The sequence below is a fragment of the Nocardia sp. NPDC057668 genome, assembly GCF_042799795.1.
Taxonomy (GTDB): Bacteria; Actinomycetota; Actinomycetes; order Mycobacteriales; family Mycobacteriaceae; genus Nocardia.
On sequence record NZ_JBHVIC010000001.1, the window covers coordinates 17,154 to 33,820 of the forward strand.

17 protein-coding genes are annotated in these 16,667 nt (G+C 69.7%); 10 read left to right on the forward strand and 7 right to left on the reverse strand.

Going from position 1 to position 16,667, the window contains the following annotated elements; all coding sequences use genetic code 11:
* Positions 1-4: 4 nt before the first annotated feature.
* The 5 genes from ACFVBH_RS00080 (at position 5) to ACFVBH_RS00100 (ending at position 4,533) form a co-directional block, all read left to right on the forward strand.
* A complete protein-coding gene (locus ACFVBH_RS00080) occupies positions 5-598 on the forward strand; it encodes an ATP/GTP-binding protein (RefSeq protein ID WP_354988474.1) in 594 nt (197 codons plus the stop codon).
* Positions 599-698: 100 nt separating this feature from the next.
* The gene (locus ACFVBH_RS00085; protein ID WP_378998343.1) at positions 699-3,170 is read left to right on the forward strand and encodes a nitrate- and nitrite sensing domain-containing protein; all 2,472 of its coding nucleotides are present in this window, start codon (positions 699-701) and stop codon (positions 3,168-3,170) included.
* The gene (locus ACFVBH_RS00090; protein WP_354988472.1) at positions 3,148-3,573 is read left to right on the forward strand and encodes a roadblock/LC7 domain-containing protein; all 426 of its coding nucleotides are present in this window, start codon (positions 3,148-3,150) and stop codon (positions 3,571-3,573) included. Before ACFVBH_RS00085 ends, ACFVBH_RS00090 begins: the two co-directional genes overlap by 23 nt.
* Complete coding sequence (locus ACFVBH_RS00095; RefSeq protein ID WP_354988505.1) at positions 3,573-3,947, forward strand: DUF742 domain-containing protein; 375 nt, start codon at positions 3,573-3,575, stop codon at positions 3,945-3,947. The genes ACFVBH_RS00090 and ACFVBH_RS00095 overlap by 1 nt, the downstream gene beginning before the upstream one ends.
* The gene (locus tag ACFVBH_RS00100) at positions 3,928-4,533 is read left to right on the forward strand and encodes an ATP/GTP-binding protein (protein ID WP_354988471.1); all 606 of its coding nucleotides are present in this window, start codon (positions 3,928-3,930) and stop codon (positions 4,531-4,533) included. The genes ACFVBH_RS00095 and ACFVBH_RS00100 overlap by 20 nt, the downstream gene beginning before the upstream one ends.
* 108 nt (positions 4,534-4,641) lie before the next feature.
* Here the strand turns inward: ACFVBH_RS00100 and mtnC are convergent, their stop codons facing one another.
* Genes mtnC through mtnA form a run of 3 tightly spaced genes read right to left on the reverse strand, consistent with a single transcriptional unit; the run spans position 4,642 to position 7,739 of the window.
* Positions 4,642-5,340 carry an acireductone synthase gene (gene mtnC, locus ACFVBH_RS00105; RefSeq protein WP_378998346.1) on the reverse strand — a complete coding sequence of 233 codons (699 nt, stop codon included), beginning with the start codon at positions 5,338-5,340 and terminating at the stop codon, positions 4,642-4,644.
* The gene (locus ACFVBH_RS00110; RefSeq protein ID WP_378998348.1) at positions 5,337-5,909 is read right to left on the reverse strand and encodes an acireductone dioxygenase; all 573 of its coding nucleotides are present in this window, start codon (positions 5,907-5,909) and stop codon (positions 5,337-5,339) included. Before ACFVBH_RS00110 ends, mtnC begins: the two co-directional genes overlap by 4 nt.
* 18 nt (positions 5,910-5,927) lie before the next feature.
* Positions 5,928-7,739 (reverse strand): S-methyl-5-thioribose-1-phosphate isomerase, encoded by a 1,812-nt coding sequence (gene mtnA, locus ACFVBH_RS00115; RefSeq protein ID WP_378998350.1) that lies wholly within the window; start codon positions 7,737-7,739, stop codon positions 5,928-5,930.
* A 213-nt stretch (positions 7,740-7,952) separates the two neighbouring features.
* On the opposite strand from mtnA, the gene ACFVBH_RS00120 reads away from it, so the two are divergent.
* Positions 7,953-8,234 carry a hypothetical protein gene (locus tag ACFVBH_RS00120; protein WP_354988467.1) on the forward strand — a complete coding sequence of 94 codons (282 nt, stop codon included), beginning with the start codon at positions 7,953-7,955 and terminating at the stop codon, positions 8,232-8,234.
* Entirely contained in the window at positions 8,231-8,644 is a 414-nt protein-coding gene (locus ACFVBH_RS00125; RefSeq protein ID WP_354988466.1) for a hypothetical protein, read from the forward strand. The genes ACFVBH_RS00120 and ACFVBH_RS00125 overlap by 4 nt, the downstream gene beginning before the upstream one ends.
* Positions 8,645-8,683: 39 nt before the next feature.
* Here ACFVBH_RS00125 and ACFVBH_RS00130 read toward each other — a convergent pair whose 3' ends face one another.
* The gene (locus ACFVBH_RS00130; protein ID WP_378998353.1) at positions 8,684-10,360 is read right to left on the reverse strand and encodes a cation:proton antiporter; all 1,677 of its coding nucleotides are present in this window, start codon (positions 10,358-10,360) and stop codon (positions 8,684-8,686) included.
* A gap of 45 nt (positions 10,361-10,405) precedes the next feature.
* Positions 10,406-11,026, reverse strand: a complete 621-nt coding sequence (locus tag ACFVBH_RS00135; protein ID WP_378998355.1) for a DedA family protein — start codon at positions 11,024-11,026, stop codon at positions 10,406-10,408.
* Between the two features lie 620 nt (positions 11,027-11,646).
* On the opposite strand from ACFVBH_RS00135, the gene ACFVBH_RS00140 reads away from it, so the two are divergent.
* Positions 11,647-13,047 (forward strand): MFS transporter, encoded by a 1,401-nt coding sequence (locus ACFVBH_RS00140; protein WP_378998357.1) that lies wholly within the window; start codon positions 11,647-11,649, stop codon positions 13,045-13,047.
* Positions 13,048-13,123: 76 nt separating this feature from the next.
* Here ACFVBH_RS00140 and ACFVBH_RS00145 read toward each other — a convergent pair whose 3' ends face one another.
* Positions 13,124-13,711 carry a helix-turn-helix domain-containing protein gene (locus tag ACFVBH_RS00145; RefSeq protein WP_378998360.1) on the reverse strand — a complete coding sequence of 196 codons (588 nt, stop codon included), beginning with the start codon at positions 13,709-13,711 and terminating at the stop codon, positions 13,124-13,126.
* A 78-nt stretch (positions 13,712-13,789) separates the two neighbouring features.
* Here ACFVBH_RS00145 and ACFVBH_RS00150 point away from each other — a divergent pair, with 78 nt between their 5' ends.
* Positions 13,790-14,770, forward strand: a complete 981-nt coding sequence (locus tag ACFVBH_RS00150; protein ID WP_378998362.1) for an NAD(P)/FAD-dependent oxidoreductase — start codon at positions 13,790-13,792, stop codon at positions 14,768-14,770.
* Positions 14,771-14,818: 48 nt separating this feature from the next.
* On the opposite strand, the gene ACFVBH_RS00155 is transcribed toward ACFVBH_RS00150, so the two are convergent.
* Positions 14,819-16,060, reverse strand: a complete 1,242-nt coding sequence (locus ACFVBH_RS00155) for a KasA/KasB family beta-ketoacyl-ACP synthase (protein ID WP_378998364.1) — start codon at positions 16,058-16,060, stop codon at positions 14,819-14,821.
* A 39-nt stretch (positions 16,061-16,099) separates the two neighbouring features.
* Here ACFVBH_RS00155 and ACFVBH_RS00160 point away from each other — a divergent pair, with 39 nt between their 5' ends.
* Positions 16,100-16,666, forward strand: coding sequence for a TetR/AcrR family transcriptional regulator (locus ACFVBH_RS00160; protein ID WP_354988459.1), 567 nt, complete (start codon positions 16,100-16,102; stop codon positions 16,664-16,666).
* The last annotated feature ends 1 nt before the right edge of the window (position 16,667 follow it).

Genomic DNA, 16,667 nt, shown 5'->3' on the forward strand with positions numbered 1-16,667 from the left:
GCCCATGGTCGACATGGGGCCCGCGCGGACCGGCGAACCGGCCGCGCAGCCGCTCGCGCAATCGGTGAAGATACTCGTCGCGGGTGGTTTCGGGGTGGGCAAGACCACCATGGTCGCGGCCATCAGCGAGATTCCGCCGCTGCGCACCGAGGAGATCATCACCGAACGATCGGCGGGCGTGGACGATCTGACCGGGGTGGAGGCCAAATCCACCACCACGGTCGCCCTGGACTTCGGGCGCATCACCATCGACGCCGGGCTGGTGCTGTACCTGTTCGGCACGCCCGGACAGGACCGCTTCTGGTTCCTGTGGGACGAACTGGCGCGCGGTGCGCTCGGGGCGGTGATCCTGGCCGACACCCGCCGGCTCGAAAACTCCTTCGCGGCCATCGATTTCTTCGAGCGGCGCGGGGTGGGGTTCGCCATCGGGGTGAACTGCTTCGACGACGCCCCGCGCTACGGGATCGACGAGGTGCGCGACGCGCTGGATCTGGGCCCCGGCGTACCCATCGTCATGTGCGATGCGCGCGATCGGGATTCGTGCAAGCAGGTGCTCACCACGCTCACCGAATATCTCATCACGCAGGTTGCCCACTGAGGCAGTTATGCTGAATCACACATAACATAGACAGTCAATCATGTTCCCGTTCAACGGGACCGGTGCGCAGTGGATCACACCCGTCCGTTACGTTGTGCCGATGTTCAGAGCGAGGCTCGGGGTCCGGACCCGTGTTCTCGCCATCGCACTGGTTCCCAGCCTCGCGCTGCTCGGAATCGGTGTGGGTGGCGCGGGATATTTGGTGGTAGAGGGAAAGAACGCGCGAGAATGGGCGGACGCACTCACCGCGGCCACTCCCCTCACCAAGGAACTCGTCACCTCGGTGCAGTTGGAACGCCAGCTCACCCTGGCCCAATTGGCCGGAAACGAAACGAATCCGCTCGATCTCACCGCCGCCCGCATGCGCCTGGACGACGCGCTCATCGGCATGGGCGCCACCACCAAGGACATGGAGGAGCTCGGACCCGACGCCGTCAAGGGTGACGTCGGCGGCTTCCGCACGCTGACCCGGACCCTGGCCGCGATCCGCACTCAGATCGACGGCAACGCCCTCCCGCTCGCCGACGCCTACCAGTTCTACGGCCACCTGCTCGACCTGATCTCCGTAGGCACCAAGGCGGTACAGAACTCCGCGCCCACCCCAGAGGTCGCCACCGAGACCGGCGAGACGCTGGAAATCGTGTCCGTCTCCGAAATGCTCTCGCGCTCGGCCTCGCTGGCCGAGGTGCTGCTCAACCAGGGCACGCTGGCACCCGAGCTGGCGATCGAGTTCTCTCGCGTGGTCGGCGCCTATCGCGTCAATGTCGGCCTGCTCGCGGGCGATGACGGCAGTCAGGGCAACGCCGCGATTCAGGCCGTGGTCGGCAGCCCCGAGTGGCAGCGGCTGATCATGATGGAGAACGTGCTGCTGGCGCGCGCGCTCGATCCGCTGACCTCCGCGCCCGCACGGACCGGCAGCACCAACTCCGTAGCGCCGCTGACGTTCACGCCCGAGGAGTGGCGCGCCGCTGTCACCCAGGTCAACAAGACGCTGATCGAACTGTGGGACGCCGAGAGCAAGCAGGCCCTGGGCATGGCCGCCGACGCCGCGGACAGCAGCGCGCGCAACTCCGCCATCGCCGGCGGCGCCATGCTCGCGGTCTCGATCTCGGCCTTCCTGGTGGCGCTGCTGCTGGCCAACCGAATCATCGGACGGCTCAAGCGGCTTCGCAACGAGACCTTCGCCCTGGCCGACGAGGGCCTGCCCGAGATCATGCGCCAACTGCGCGAGGGCAAGGCGGTCGAGGTCTCGGCCGAAACCACCGAACTGGACTTCGGCCACGACGAAATCGGCCAGGTGGCCAAGGCGTTCAGCCACGCGCACAACGCCGCGGTCGCGGCCGCCATCACCGAGGCCCGCACCCGCGAGGGCGTGAAGGCGGTCTTCCTCAACATCGCGCACCGCAGCCAGGTCGTGGTGCACCGCCAGCTCGAGATCCTGGACGACGCCGAGTCCAAGCAGGAGGATCCCACCCTGCTGGAGATCTACTTCCGCCTCGATCACCTCGCCACCCGCGAACGCCGCAACGCCGAGAACCTCATCATTCTCGCGGGCGGTCAGCCGGGTCGGCAGTGGCGCAATCCGGTCGCGCTGGTCGAGGTGGTGCGCAGTGGCGTGGGCGAGGCGCTGGACTACACCCGCGTCAAGATCGCCCGCCTGCCCGATGTCGCCGTCGCCGGCAGCGCCGTCGCCGACATCGTGCACCTGCTCGCCGAACTCGTCGACAACGCCGCGCACTTCTCGCCGCCGCAGTCCCAGGTCGAGGTGCGCGGCAACGTGGTCGGCAAGGGCATCGCCATCGAGATCGTGGACCAGGGCATGGGCATGCCCGAGGCCGATATGGCCCGGGTCAACGAGATGCTGCGCAATCCCCCGGATTTCGGCGTGAACACGCTGTCCGAGGATTCCCGGCTCGGCATGTTCGTGGTCGCCCAGCTGGCGGTCCGCAACGGCATCTCGGTGCGCCTGACCGAATCCGACTACGGCGGCGTGCGCGCCATCGTGCTCGTGCCCTCCGCGCTCACCGTGTCGGCGCGCACCGGTGAGATCCCGGTGGTCCCCAGGCAATTCGACACCTCCCAGCAGCTCGAGCCGGTCAAGCACGTGGAGAGCGCCCGCCTGGTGGAACCGCCCCGCGAACTCGAGCCCGCTCCGGCTCCCGAATTCGCCCCCGAGCACCGCGTTCCCGAGCAGCAGCTGTCCTTCGAGACCCCGCCCCGGCCGTTCGAACCCTTCGCCGAGCCCAATGCGGTGCGGCCGCAGCCGGATTCGGATTCGGCCTACCGCCCTCGCGAACGTGATCGCTCCCAGTACACTGGCTCGGACGTCCGGCCCGCGCTACCGCGTAGGCGCCGGCAGGCAAGTCTCGCACCGGAATTGGCGCAGGAGACCCCGTCCACCGAGACGGAATCTCAGCCCACCCGCACGGCCGAGCAGGCCCGAGACCTTTTCTCCGCCATCGAAAACGGAACCAGGCAGGGCCGCCGGGCCGATCCCGGTGTGGTCGAGCCGACGTTCAATCCATTCCAGGACCGACAGGAAGGCGACGGTGACCACCTCAAACGCTGGTGATCTCAACTGGCTACTCGATGATCTGGTGGATCGGCTCGCGGGCGTCCGGCACGCGGTGGTGCACTCCACCGACGGCCTGCTGCTCGGCCGTTCCTCCGCCATGAGCCGCGAGGACGCCGAACACTTCGGCGCCATGTCCTCCACCCTGTACGGCCTCGCACGCAGCGCGGGCAGCCGTTTCGACGGTGGTGGCGTGCGCCAGGCGGTCATCGAACTCGATCGCGCCGTACTGTTCGTGACCGCCGCCGGCAGTCACGCCTGCCTCGCCCTGCAGGCCACCGAACAGGCGAACCTCGGCATGGTCGCCTACGAGATGAACCTGACAGTGCAGCGTGTCGGCAACTACCTGTCCACGACACCGCGCCACCACCTGGCCGGACAGGTCAACCCCAGGCTGTCATGATGGCCAGGCCGGGGGATCACTGGTTCGACGAAGCTGCAGGTCCGTTGGTACGCCCCTACGCCAGGACCGGCGGTCGAACCATGGGCGCGGGGCACGATCTCGACATGCTGACGGTGGTGGTGGTACCCAATACCGCTCCGCCGTTGCGCCGAGTCGAGCCGGAGTACACCGACATCGTTCGGCTGTGCAGGCTTCCACTGTCGGTGGCCGAGGTATCGGCCGCCATCAGATTGCCTCTGGCTGTGACCAAGATCCTCGTCGGCGACCTCATCACCGACGGCATCCTCAAATTCCGCGCGCCGGTCTCCGCGGAGGCGGCTCCCGGCGACCTCAACATTCTGCGAGCTGTTCTCGATGGCATCCGAAAGCTTTGACAATTCCCGGCCCCTGGCCGCCTCGGTGAAGATCCTCATCGCGGGTGGCTTCGGCGTCGGCAAGACGACCATGGTCGGCGCGATCAGCGAGATCGCGCCGCTGCGTACCGAAGAACTGATCACCGAGCTCTCCGCGGGCGTCGATGATCTGCGCGGCGTGGAAGGCAAGACCACCACCACGGTGGCCCTGGACTTCGGTCGCATCACCATCGACCCGAGTCTGGTGCTGTACCTGTTCGGCACGCCCGGACAGGACCGATTCTGGTTCCTGTGGGACGAATTGGCCCGCGGCGCCCTGGGCGCGGTGGTGCTCGCCGACACCCGGCGGCTCGAGGGCTCGTTCGCGGCGATCGACTTCTTCGAACGCCGCGGCGTGGCCTTCACCGTGGCGGTGAACTGCTTCGAAGGCGCGCCGCTCTACACGCCCGTCGAAGTGCGGGACGCGCTCGACCTCGACGAGCGGATCCCGGTGCTGCTGTGCGACGCCCGTGACCGCGCCTCCGCGAAGAACGTGCTCATGACCCTGGTCGAGTACCTGATCAACAAGGCGGCCGCGGCCCCCGGCGGGCAATTGATCACGCCCTGACCGGTAGTCGCCGCCCCGCGCGCGAACGCGTCGCGCCCGCCCCGGCTTCGGGGGCGGGCGCGATTCGCGTTGTGATCGACTCGGGCCGCCGGATCGGACCCGAGGGGCTCAGCTCGGCTGCACCTCGGCGAAATCGTCGATCCAGCGATGCGGCGGGCGGGGGCCGTTCGGCTCCCCCGGCCGGGCCACGCCGACGGCGGACCAGCCCGCCGCCACCGCCGCGTCCAGCTCGTCGGGATGATCGGACAGGAACAGAATGCGCTGCGCCGGAACGCCGATGGCGCCGGCGATCTTCTCGTACGAGGCGGCCTCGCGCTTGGGCCCGGCCGTGCTCAGATCGAAATGGCCGCTGATGAGCGGGGAGAGATCGCCGGGCCGGGCGAACTCGAACCAATCCCGCTGATTGCGCACCGATCCCGAGGAGTACACGTACAGCGCGAACCCGGCCGCGTGCCACTCCCGCAGCGCCGCGGGCACATCGGGGAAGAACTCCCCGAACAGCGCGCCGGAGCGAAAGCCCTCGGCGCAGATGATGCCCTGGGCGGTCTTGAGCGATTCGGCCTTCACGTCGGTGTTGAGCCAGTCGATGAGGATGGCCGCCACCTGCGCGACATCGGCCTCGGGCCGCCCGGCCTGGGCGCGGGCGCCCGCGAGCACGGGATCGGCTGCGCCGCCGGTGTTCTCGGCCAGCCAGCCCGGCAGCCGGGTGCGGGTGTAGCCGTACAGCTCCTCGCGCACCGAGCTGGTCGGGCTGGTGGTGCCCTCGATATCGACGACGATGGCCTCGATGGATCGGGTCGCGCTCACGAGGTCAGCAATTCGTCGAGGGTCGGGAAGCCGCCGGAAATCTTGTCGCCGGTGAAGTCGCCGATCCAGCCGTCCTCTTCCTCGAAGAAGCGCACGGCCACGAACTCGGGCTCGGTGCCCATGTCGAACCAGTGCAGCGTGCCCGCCGGCACGGACACCAGATCGCCCGCGGTGCAGACCGTCGCCAGCACCTCCTCGCCCAGGTGCAGGTAGAAGCACCCCTGCCCGGCGGCGAAGAAGCGGACCTCGTCCTCGGCGTGCCGATGCTCGTCCAGGAACTTGCCGCGCGCGCCCGCGGCCTTGGCCGGCCACTCCGGGTCGTCGGCGTCGGGGTGGATGCGGGCCACGTCGATGAACTTGTAGCGCCCGTCGGCATTGAGTTCGGCGATGCGCGCGGCGTACTCGGCCTCGATGTCCGCGGTCGGGGTGGCGCCGGTGATCTCGAGCAGCGGCCAGCGCTCGAAGATGATGCCGCGCTTGCCGAGCTCGGCGGCGATGACCGCGTCGTCATCGGTGCGGAGCTTGACTTCGGCGGCGTCGGTGTCGGACATGATCTGTAGCAATGTCATTGCGGTTCCTCCTCGGAACTAATTCTCGCGCACCGAGATCTCACGGCGTCCGGTCAACGTGGTCAATTCACACATGGCTTCGAGGCATTCGACGCGATCGCGCGCCTGCGCCAGGCTCGCGCCCCAGGCGGTGACGCCGTGCCCGGCGATGAACAGCACCGGCGGCGCGTCCGGATGCTCGAGCAGGTACTTCTCGATATCCGCGCCGATCAGCGGAACATCCGCGTGATTCGGGAAGACCGGGATGTCGATGAGGTCCGGGCGGCCGCCGCCCAGGCCCTTGATCAGCTCGTACCCTGCGAAGCGCACCGGCTGCGGAATGGCGGCCGATGCGATGATCGAGAGCGCGGTCGCGTGCGGCGGGTGCACGTGCACCACGGCCAGCGCCTCGGTGGTGCGGTACACCGCGGTGTGAATGCTGGTCTCCGCGGACGGCTTTCGAGCGCCGGCGTGCACCGGCCGGGAATCGGCGAGGTGCACGGTCACCGTATCGTCCTCGGTCAGTTCGCCTTTGGACAGTCCGCTGGCGGTGACCACCGCGTGCTCGGCCTGGCGCACCGAGATGTTGCCCGCGGTGCCCGGCATCCAGCCGTTGACGTACAGGCCGCGCGCGATGGCGGCGATGCCGTGGCTGCTGGCCCACGGGCCGGATTCCCCGGCGGGCACGGCGAATATCTCGCCGATGTCGTCGCTGTTGTCCGGGTGGTCGTAGTCCGCGACCCAGCGGGCGTCGAGCTTCGCGCTCAGGCTCTCCTCGGGCGCGCCGATCCCGCGCAGCTGCTCGGCCAGTTCGGCCACGACCTGCGCGGCGGTGAACACACCCTCGGGCTCGGCGCTCTCGCCCAGCACGCCGTTCTCGGTGACCACGGCGGTGACCAGGTCGGGCGGGGTGACGTCGAAGGCCGGGTTGAAGGTGGCGGTGCCCGCGGGAGCCGTTGTGACACCGCCGAATCCGGTGACCTCGGCGGCGGCGCGCTGCTCGACCACGATGTCCGCGCCGGAGGCGGTGTCGAGGTCACGCGTGGATTCGGGGGCGACCACGATGAACGGAATGCCGTGCCGCTGGGCCGCGATCGCCAGCATGTAGGTGCCGATCTTGTTCGCGACCGAGCCGTCGGCGGTGATGCGATCCGCGCCGACCAGCACCGCGTCCACGCCCTCGGTGGCCATGGCCCAGGCGGCGGCCGAATCGATGGTGAGCCGGTGCGGGATACCGGCTTCCGCCATCTCCCACGCGGTCAGGCGAGAGCCCTGCAACAGCGGGCGGGTCTCGTCGACGATGACCTCGGCGAGCGCGCCGCGCTCGTGCAGCACGCGCAGCGCGCCGATGGCCGTGCCGACCGCGGTGGTGGCCAGGCGGCCGGTGTTGCAGTGGGTGAGCACGCGCAGCGGGCGATCGGTCCCGCACAGTCGCTGCACCAGATCGGCGGCGTGCGTGGCGGCGGCGAGATTGACCCGGCCGTCCTCGGCCAGCATCTCGAGCGCTTCGTCGAGCACGGCCTGCACGCCGTCGGACAGCTGGGCCAGCGCGCGCTTGACGCCCCAGGCGAGATTGACCGCCGTCGGTCTGGCATCGGCGATCCGCGCGGCCTCGGCCTCGACGCGCGCGGTGTCCACGACACCGTCCGCGGTCGCCGCCAGCGCGGCGATCACCACGCCGAACGCACCGGACACTCCGATGGCGGGCGCGCCGCGGATCGCGAGGGATTTGATCGCGTCGATGAGGTCGTCGACCGTCGTGATCCGCAGCTCCCGCAGCTCCTGCGGCAGCGCGCGCTGATCGATGGTGACCAGGGCACCGTCGACCCACGCGATCGAACTCTCATCCATCTATGTCTGTCCTCTGAGCTGGGGGATGTCGACTCGGCCCGCTCGACTCGGGCACACGCCAACCGTATCGAACCCGGATCGGCGCGTGACCGGCAGGTTTCGGATCACCGGAATCCGAATAGGACGACACGGACACCTGCCGAAGGTCCTGGTAGATGAGATTCACGTGCTGCCATGTCGCACTCCACGCGCATACCCAAGTACTCTTTCGGTATGGCGAGAGAGCGTCGCACCCGCAAGATCACCGTGACGATGCCCGAAGAGGTCGCCGCCACGCTGGATGAGTGGCGCAGCAAGGGCCGGATCGAATCCATTTCGGCCTTCGTCGCGGAATCGGTGAAAGTTCGAGTCGATCGTGCCCAGTCCCTGGCCCGCATCGAGCAGGTCTTCGGCGGGCGCCCACCCCTGGATCTGATCAACAAGGCGCGGGCCGTGCAGGGCCTGCCCCCCTTATCGGAGGAGGATGTCACCGGCGACCACGCCGGCGCGGCATGACCTCCGCGGGTTCCACGCTGGGCGGCGTCGTCTTCGACACGGCCGCCCTGACGGCTTGGGCGCATCGCGTGGCCTACGTGCAATCGGTGGTGTGGGCCACCGCCGACGCGGGCCACACCATCATCATTCCGGCCACCGCGCTGGCGGCGGCGCGGGCGCTCATCGCGCCGGGCCGCCTCGATATCCTCACGGTTCTGCTGGATCTGCCGAACACCGTCATCCAGCCGCTGGATCGCGGCGCGAGTGATCACCTCGGCGCCGCGCTGGCCGATCGCCCCGACGCCGACGCCCTGATTCCGGCCGGGCACGCGACCATCGAAGCGGTGAGCCGCGATTGGCCCTGCCTGACCGACCGGCCCGACACCCTGCGCAAACTCGATCCGCGGATCCAGACCGACACCCTGCCCTGAACTCGAACTCTGCGGGCGGCCGTCGCGCCGCGCGCTGGCTCAGCGCGCGAACTCACCGTGCATCTGCGTCGCGATGTGGGTCGCGTCCAGATCCGCCAGCGCCTCGGACAGGATGTCCGCGTCGAAGGTGCCGTTGTCGCGGGCGTCGAGCAGGGCCGTGCGCTGCGCGGCCAGTACCGCCAGTCGCTGCCGCTTGGCCGCGACGAAGGCTTCCTTGCTCGGGGGTTGATCGCCGAATTTAGGTACGGGCGGGACGGTTTCGGCGCTGGTGCGCAGCAGCTTCATGATCTCGGCGGTCTGGGCCGCGGTCTGCTCGGCGGCCTCGGCGTCATCCGCCTTGGTGCCCAGCCGATCGAGCAGCGGTCCGATGGTGCCGCCCTGCACGAGCAGGGACAGGATCGCCACCGCGAAGGCGATCAGCACCAGCGTCGATCGGTACGGGGCGTCCTCGGGCAGCGTTTGGGCGGCGGCCACGGTGACCGCGCCGCGCATGCCCGCCCACACCACCGCGACGCCTTCCCGCCAGCCGAGCTGTTCGCGCATGAGGTAGTCGATGTCGGCGAGCCCGCGGGTCACGCGCAGTGAGAAGCGTTCGAGATCGCGGGGCGAACCCCGCCGCCGCCGGAAGTGATGCATCTTCCCGAACGCCTGGTCCTTGCCCTCTGGTGTCTCGAGCCGTTCCTGCCAGTCCTGCAGGATCGGCTGCAACTTCTCGTTGCGGCGTGACCACCGCTCGAGCAGGCCCAGCAGCGGCGCGACGTACGCGGCCCGGATCACCAGGGTCAGCGCCAGGGCGCCGAGCGCGATGAGCAGGGTCGCCGCGACCCCGGCGTGATCGTCCTGCACGTGCGTGACGATCTCCTTGATCTGCACGCCCATGGTCAGGAACACCGCGCCCTCGAGCACCAGTTCGACCGCACGCCAATTCTGGGTGTCCGAGAGCCTGGTCTCGGGCGAAAGCACCCGCGGCGCACTGATTCCGGTGATCAGTCCCGCCACCACCGCGGCCACCAGGCCCGAGCCGCCGAGCAGTTCGGCGGGCACCGACGCCACGAACGGCACCGTGAACGAGAGCACGGTGTTGACCGTCGGATCGGTGACCCGACGCCGAATCGCGAGATCTACCCGGCCGACCGCGACGCCCACGACGACCGCGACCACCACCGAATAGACGAAGGTCCCCAGCGCGCCCCAGAACGCGAAGCCCGCCGCGGTCGCGACGATGGCGGTGCGCAGCAGCACCAGCGCGGTCGCGTCGTTGAGCAGGCTCTCCCCGTCCAGGATCGTCACGACCCGCTTGGACACCGGGGTCTTCTTGATGATCGAGGTGGCGACCGCGTCGGTCGGGCTGATGATCGCGCCCAGCGCCACGCCCCAGGCGAAGCCCAGATCCGGGATCACCAGCATGAAGAACACCCCGAGCAGCAGCGCGCTGGCCACCACCAGCAGCACCGAGAGTCCGCCGATCGCACCGAAGTCGCGCCGGAAGTTCATGGCGGGCATGGACACCGCTGACGAATACAGCAGCGGCGGCAGCACACCCTGCAGAATCCACTCCGGATCGATGTGGGTGTCCGCGAACACCGGCAGGAAACTGGCCGCGACCCCCACCGCGACGAGCACGAGCGGGGCGGCCACCCCCAGTTTCGGCCCGAGCACCGCCGACGCGGCGATGGCGAGGATCGCGATGACAGCCAAGAACAGGAACTCGATCACGGTGACGCTCCCGGGTTGTTCGGTCCTGGGCGGGGTCGTGCGAACTCAGGCCGGAGACGGCTGGGCCGCGGCGCGGCGATGCCGCCACTGCCAGTACGCGATCGCGAGGACCGCGACCACCGCGACGACGATCGCCAGCCCGGAGTCCACGCGGCGCGCGATGACCGTCACCGAACGACCGAGAAAGTAGCCCGCCGCCACCATCGCCGATCCCCACAGCATCGCCCCGACGGTGGTGACGACCAGGAAGCGGCGAAAAGAGATGGGAGACATGCCGACCAGATGCGGCAGCATGGTCCGGAAGAAAGCGCTGAATCGGCCGAAGAGAATGGCGTTGTCGCCGTGTCTTTCGAGGAATCTGCCGGTGTCGTCTAGCTTTTCGCGATAGCGGTCGAAAACCGGCCAGTGCAGCATTCTGGTGCCGTAGTGCCGGCCGAAACCGTAGCCGACGCTGGCGCCGGCGATGGCCGCGGCGACGACGAGTCCGAGGGTGACCGGCAGCATCGCGTGATTGCGGCTGGAAGCGGCTCCCACCAGCAGCGCGGCCGTGTCGCCGGGCAGCAGCAGCCCGAAGATCATCGACTCCTCGGCGAACACCAGGGCCGCCGTGATGACGTGCATCCACACCGGCGCGATGTTCATTATTCGCTCGACGACCGAATCCATTCCCGGACGCTAACCGGCCGGTGGAAATGGCGGTGATCGACACACGGCGCGGCGGTTCATCTGCAATGTGTCGATATGAATTCGTATCGCGGGACGCGTTCGATGGGATATTGAAAATTGCTGTGGCGAAATAGGTATCGATCGGTATTGCGGCGTCGCCGCCGGACTCACGATAACCCGGCGCCGCGTACGGGATCGGGCGCTTGCGGTGCCGGAGTTCTGACGGCATCGGGAACGGCAAGCGGGATGCCGCAGGGGTCCAGGTCGCAGGTACGGGCGTGAATCCGATTCGGGCGTTTCTGCGAACGGGGCGTGCGGGCGGGGCGGGTTGTCGCGGAGGCTTCGAGGCTCGGTGGGCGGAAACGGACGCGACCGATTCCCGGGCGGGTGACTCTGCTCCGGCCCGGGACGGCTGTTGCGAAAACGAGCGACCGGCCGTAGCTTCAACAATACGCACGACCGTTCGTGTTGTTTAGATCTTCAGCCCGCTCGCTCTCGAAAGCTCCGACATGACCGACGTATCCGCACGGCCTACGTCCGTGCCCCCGCCCGACTCCACGCCACTTGATCCGCGCCTCGAACAGGAGCCGCCGCGCTCCCCCGATCCTTCCGGCCCGGCGATGCCGAATCCCATACCTGCCCAAGGTGACTCGCCGACCCCGGCCGCACAGCGTGCCGCCCGGCGCGCACTGCTCGTCGCGTGCGGGGCGGCATTCGTCGCCTTCCTGGATCTGTCGGTGGTCAACATCGCGTTTCCCGCCATCACGCGCGACTTCCCCACCACCGCACCGACTTCGCTGACCTGGGTCGTCAGCGGATACGCCGTGGCCTTCGCCGCGCTGCTGACCCCCGCCGGGCAGCTGGCCGACGCCCTCGGGCGCGGGCGTGTGTTCCTGTACGCGCTGGCCGGATTCGCCGTCACCTCCCTGCTGTGCGCACTCGCACCGAATGCCGAATGGCTGATCGCGGGCCGCTTCCTGCAGGGCATGACCGCGGCGTTCCTGATACCCGCGGGCCTGGCGCTGGTCCTGGGCGTCACCGCGCCCGAGCGCATCGGCATCGCCATGGCGGCGTGGACCGCGGCCGGCGGATTCGCCGCGACCGTGGGTCCCGCGGTGGGTGGCGCGCTGGTCGAATGGTTCGGCTGGCGTTCGGTATTCGTGATCAACGTGCCGATCGTGGCCCTGCTCGTCGCCGCCGGATTCCGTCTGGCCGCGGGGGAAGAACACCGGCGGGACGGCCTGCCCGACCTGGTAGGGACCGCCGCCACCGCGCTCGGGATCGGGGCGCTCGTCGCCGCGGTGACCGAGGGTCAGCAGTGGGGCTGGGATTCGTGGCGCACCCTGGCCTGCGGCCTCGGCGGCGCGGCGCTGCTCGCCATTGCCCTGTGGCGCTCGCGGCGGCATCCGCGCCCGGCCATCGCCGTGGGACTGTGGCGCAGCCATCGCTACGCGCTGGTGAACGCGACCGCTTTCGTGTTCGGCGCCACCATGTTCGCGTGGTTGCTGGCCGGGCCGCTGTGGCTCGATCAGGTCTGGAACTACTCGGTGCTGGAGTCGGCCGGCGCCATGACGATCGGCGCGATCGCGTCCATGATCACCGCGGTCGCCGCCGGACGCGCCCCCGAGTCGTGGCAGCGCTGGGCGGGCGTGATCGGCGCCCTCATGTTCGCGGCCTCGACCTACTTCATGAGCACCGACGCCTGGAACGGCACGCCCGCGCTGTGGACGGCCTGGATTCCGGCCGGCCTCCTCGGCGGCGGCGGCATCGGCCTGGTGATCACCGTCCTCGGCACCGCGGCCGCCCGCTCACTGCCGCCCGAGCGGTTCGCCGCGGGCGTCGGCATGAACCTGACCGCCCGGCAGTCCGGTGGCGCACTCGGCATCGCGATGCTGGCCGCGGTCTTCGCCGCCAACTCCACCGACGGCCTCGCCGCCTTCCATACCCTCTTCGCCCTCTGCGCGGCCATCTCCCTGGTGGCAGCCGTCCTGGCCGCGCTGCCGGTGGACCGAACCCGCTGAGGTCACCGGCCCCGCCGGTCGGGCGAATCGGCCGGCGGGACCGAGACCGCCCCCGCTCGAACCGAATTCGCGGGTCTCAGCCCTGAGACTTCGGGCGGGCGCGCAGGTGGGCGCGCTCGCCCTGCTTGCCGAAGAGGCTGAGGAACTCGACCGATTCCCGGCCCGCCGGCCCGAACCAGTGCGGCACGCGGGTGTCGAACTCGGCCGCCTCGCCGGGCGACATGATCAGATCCTGATCACCCAGGACCAGGCGCAGGCGGCCGTTGAGGATGTAGAGCCATTCGTAGCCCTCGTGGATCTGCGGGTTCGGTTCGCGGCGGCGGTCATCGCCCGGGATGATGATCTTGAACGCCTGGATGCCACCCGCCCGGCGGGTCAACGGCAGCATCGTCATACCGTGGTTGGTGACCGGCCGCATGTGCACCCGCGGATCCCCGGTGGGCGGTGCGTCGACCAATTCGTCGAGGGTGACGCCGTGCGCGCGGGCCAGCGGCAGCAGCTGCTCCAAAGTCGGCCTGCGCGCACCGGATTCGAGCCGGGACAGGGTGCTCACCGAGATCCCGGTGACGGTCGAGAGTTCGGCGAGGGTGGTTTCGCGCTGCCGGCGCAGGTCCCGGAGCCGGGGGCCGACCGCGTCGAGGGCACGATCCAGATCCTGATCCATCCGGCCATTTTGCCATATCGGCAAAATTGTTTGCCAGTTCGGCGGTGGTTGTCACATCCTCGATACCAGGAGGTGGTCATGGTGACCTTGCAGCTGAACGACAGCTATGACGTGGTGGTTATCGGTGGCGGCGCGGCGGGTCTGAACGGCGCGCTCATGCTCGGGCGGGCTCGCCGTTCGGTCGTGGTGATCGACGCGGGCGCACCGCGCAACGCCCCCGCCGAGGGGGTACACGGGCTGTTCGCCCGAGAAGGCATGTCGCCCTTGGAATTGGTCGAACGCGGCCGGGCCGAGGTGCGTCAGTACGGCGGGCACGTGGTCGACGGTGAAGTCACCGGTGCCGTCAGGGACGGCGACGGATTCATCGTGTCCCTCGCCGACGGCCGCACCGTGCGCGCCCGCCGGCTGCTGGTGACGACCGGGCTCGTCGACGATCTGCCCGACATCGCCGGCGTGCGCGAGCAGTGGGGCCGCGGCGTCGTGCACTGCCCGTACTGCCACGGCTGGGAAGTGCGCGACCGGGCCATCGGCATCGTGGGCGCGACTCCCATGGCGGTGCACCAGGCGCTGCTGTGGGGTCAGTGGACCGATGACGTCGTGCTGTTCACCCACACCCAGCCCGAGCCCACCGCGGAACAGGCCGAACAGCTTGCCGCCCGCGGCGTCCGGGTCGTCCCGGGCGAGGTTGTCGCGGTCGAGTCCGACGGTGATCGGATCACCGGCGTCCGGCTGGCCGACGGCACGGTGATCGAGCGCGAGGTGGTGGCCCTGGGCGCGCGGATGATCGCCCGCGCGGACTTCCTCGCGTCGCTGGGTCTGCACGCCGTCCCGCACCCGATGGGCCCGGCCATGGGCGATCAGGTCCCCGCCGATCCGATGGGGCGCACCGAGGTGCCGGGCGTCTGGGCCGCGGGCAATGTCACCGACCTGTCGGCGCAGGTCGGCGGTGCGGCCGCGGCGGGCGCCTTCGCGGGCGCGCAGATCAACATGGATCTGGTGACCGAGGAGACCCGCCTCGCGGTGGAGGCTCGCAGGGCGAGCACGGTCCCGGTCGGCTGATCGCCGGCTCTTCCGAGCGTGCTCCCGTCTCGAATGTGAGGCGGGCTCTCAGGCGCGGCCCAGCGCCAGCGTCACGTTGTGCCCGCCGAACCCGAAGGAATTGCTCAGCGCGCGGTCGGCGCTGTGCACCCGGGCGGCCCCGGCGACGACATCCAGTGTCGTGCCGGGGTCGCCCTCCTCGAAATTGAGTGTGGGCGGGATGATTCCGTACTCGAGCGTGCGCAGGGTGAGAATCGCCTCCAGCGCCCCGACCGCCCCGATGGAATGCCCGAGCGCTGACTTGGGCGCGTAGATCGCCGCGTGCGGGGCGACTTTCATGATCGCCGCGGCCTCGGAGGCGTCGCCGACGGGTGTCGAGGTCGCGTGCGCGTTGATGTGACCGATGTCGGCCGCGCTCAGTCCGGCGGTGGCGATCGCCTTGCGCATGGCCCGGGCCGCGCCGTCGCCGTCGGGCGCGGTGCCGGTGATGTGATAGCCGTCCGAGGTGATGCCCGCCCCCAGTACCCGCCCGTGCACGCGCGCGCCGCGGGCCCGGGCGTGTGCTTCGGATTCGAGCACCAGCAGCGCCCCGCCCTCGCCGAACACGAATCCGTCCCGGGTCCGGTCGAAAGGCCGTGAGGCGCGGGCGGGTTCGTCGTTGCGGGTGCTGGTGGCCCGCATCATGGCGAAACTCGCGATGGGCACCGCCTCGATGCGGCCCTCCACGCCACCGGCCACGACCACGTCGGCCTCGCCGGTGGCGATGAGCCGCCAGCCGTGCGCGATCGCCTCCGCGCCGGACGCGCACGCCGAAACCGGCGCGTACACCCCGCCTTTCGCGCCGACCTCGAGCCCGACCGTGGCCGCCGACCCGTTCGGCATGACCATGGGCACGGTCATCGGCGGCACCTTGCGATACCCGCCCGCCCGCATGACGTCGACCGCGTGCACGAGCGCTTCGCCGCCGCCGAGCCCGGTTCCGACCGCGACCGCCAGCCGTTCGGGATCCACCTCCGGCGCGCCGGCCTCCTGCCAGACCCGCCGGGCCAGCACCAGCGCCAACTGCTGCACGAAGGACATGCGCCGCTGCTCGATCCGGGTGAGCCGGGTCCCGGGGTGTTCGGTCAGTCGCCCGCCGATCCGCACGGGCAAGGTGTACTCGGTCACGAAATCGTCTGTCAGCGGCGCTATTCCGCTCTCCCCCGCCACGAGCCGATCCCAGGTGGACGCGAGATCCGCGCCCAGGCTGGTCGCGGCCGCCATCGCGGTGACCACCACGCCCCGAGTTTCTGTACCAACTGTTACACCCATGCCGACATGGATACCTGTACCGTCCGCTACAGTCAACCCGTGCCGCGCCCCCTCGATCACGCCCGTCGCGCCGAACTGCTGTCCGGCGTCATCGACTACATCGCCGAACGCGGCCTCGCCGAACTCTCCCTGCGACCGCTCGCCGACTACCTCGGCACCAGCTCGCGCATGCTCATCCACTACTTCGGCACGAAGGAGCAGATGCTGGTGGCGGCCCTGGAGACGCAGCGGCCCGACATCCCGGCCATGTTCGGCGAGGTGAGCGATCCGCGGGTGCTGCGGACCCGGCTCGCGCAATCGTTCGCGGTGAACACCTCCGGCGCCGGCGCGGTGTCGCTGCGGGTGTTGTTGCAGGTCCTGGCCGCGGCGGCGGTCCCGCACAGTCCTTTCCGGCCCTACGCCGACGACGCGGTGACAGCGGTGATCAAGTCGCTCGCCGAGGCCCTGCATCGCATCGCGCCCGCCCACGAGGATCCCGAAGCCGCGGCCACCCTGCTGGTCTCCGGCATGCGCGGGCTCATCCAGGACTGGACGATCACCGCCGATACGCCCCGGATCACCCGCGCGGTGAATCTGCTGGTGGCGCAGGCGCTTCCCGGCGCGTGAC

What these genes read in the sequence shown, in the direction of transcription:
- ACFVBH_RS00125 (WP_354988466.1), top strand. Translation starts at nt 8,231, where the DNA reads ATGACCTCCGCGGGTTCCACGCTGGGCGGCGTCGTCTTCGACACGGCC.
- ACFVBH_RS00145 (WP_378998360.1), bottom strand. Translation starts at nt 13,711, where the DNA reads ATGGATCAGGATCTGGATCGTGCCCTCGACGCGGTCGGCCCCCGGCTC.
- ACFVBH_RS00085 (WP_378998343.1), top strand. Translation starts at nt 699, where the DNA reads ATGTTCAGAGCGAGGCTCGGGGTCCGGACCCGTGTTCTCGCCATCGCA.
- ACFVBH_RS00100 (WP_354988471.1), top strand. Translation starts at nt 3,928, where the DNA reads ATGGCATCCGAAAGCTTTGACAATTCCCGGCCCCTGGCCGCCTCGGTG.
- ACFVBH_RS00135 (WP_378998355.1), bottom strand. Translation starts at nt 11,026, where the DNA reads ATGGATTCGGTCGTCGAGCGAATAATGAACATCGCGCCGGTGTGGATG.
- ACFVBH_RS00140 (WP_378998357.1), top strand. Translation starts at nt 11,647, where the DNA reads ATGCCGAATCCCATACCTGCCCAAGGTGACTCGCCGACCCCGGCCGCA.
- ACFVBH_RS00080 (WP_354988474.1), top strand. Translation starts at nt 5, where the DNA reads ATGGTCGACATGGGGCCCGCGCGGACCGGCGAACCGGCCGCGCAGCCG.
- ACFVBH_RS00150 (WP_378998362.1), top strand. Translation starts at nt 13,790, where the DNA reads ATGGTGACCTTGCAGCTGAACGACAGCTATGACGTGGTGGTTATCGGT.
- mtnA (WP_378998350.1), bottom strand. Translation starts at nt 7,739, where the DNA reads ATGGATGAGAGTTCGATCGCGTGGGTCGACGGTGCCCTGGTCACCATC.
- ACFVBH_RS00155 (WP_378998364.1), bottom strand. Translation starts at nt 16,060, where the DNA reads ATGGGTGTAACAGTTGGTACAGAAACTCGGGGCGTGGTGGTCACCGCG.
- ACFVBH_RS00095 (WP_354988505.1), top strand. Translation starts at nt 3,573, where the DNA reads ATGGCCAGGCCGGGGGATCACTGGTTCGACGAAGCTGCAGGTCCGTTG.
- ACFVBH_RS00120 (WP_354988467.1), top strand. Translation starts at nt 7,953, where the DNA reads ATGGCGAGAGAGCGTCGCACCCGCAAGATCACCGTGACGATGCCCGAA.
- ACFVBH_RS00110 (WP_378998348.1), bottom strand. Translation starts at nt 5,909, where the DNA reads ATGACATTGCTACAGATCATGTCCGACACCGACGCCGCCGAAGTCAAG.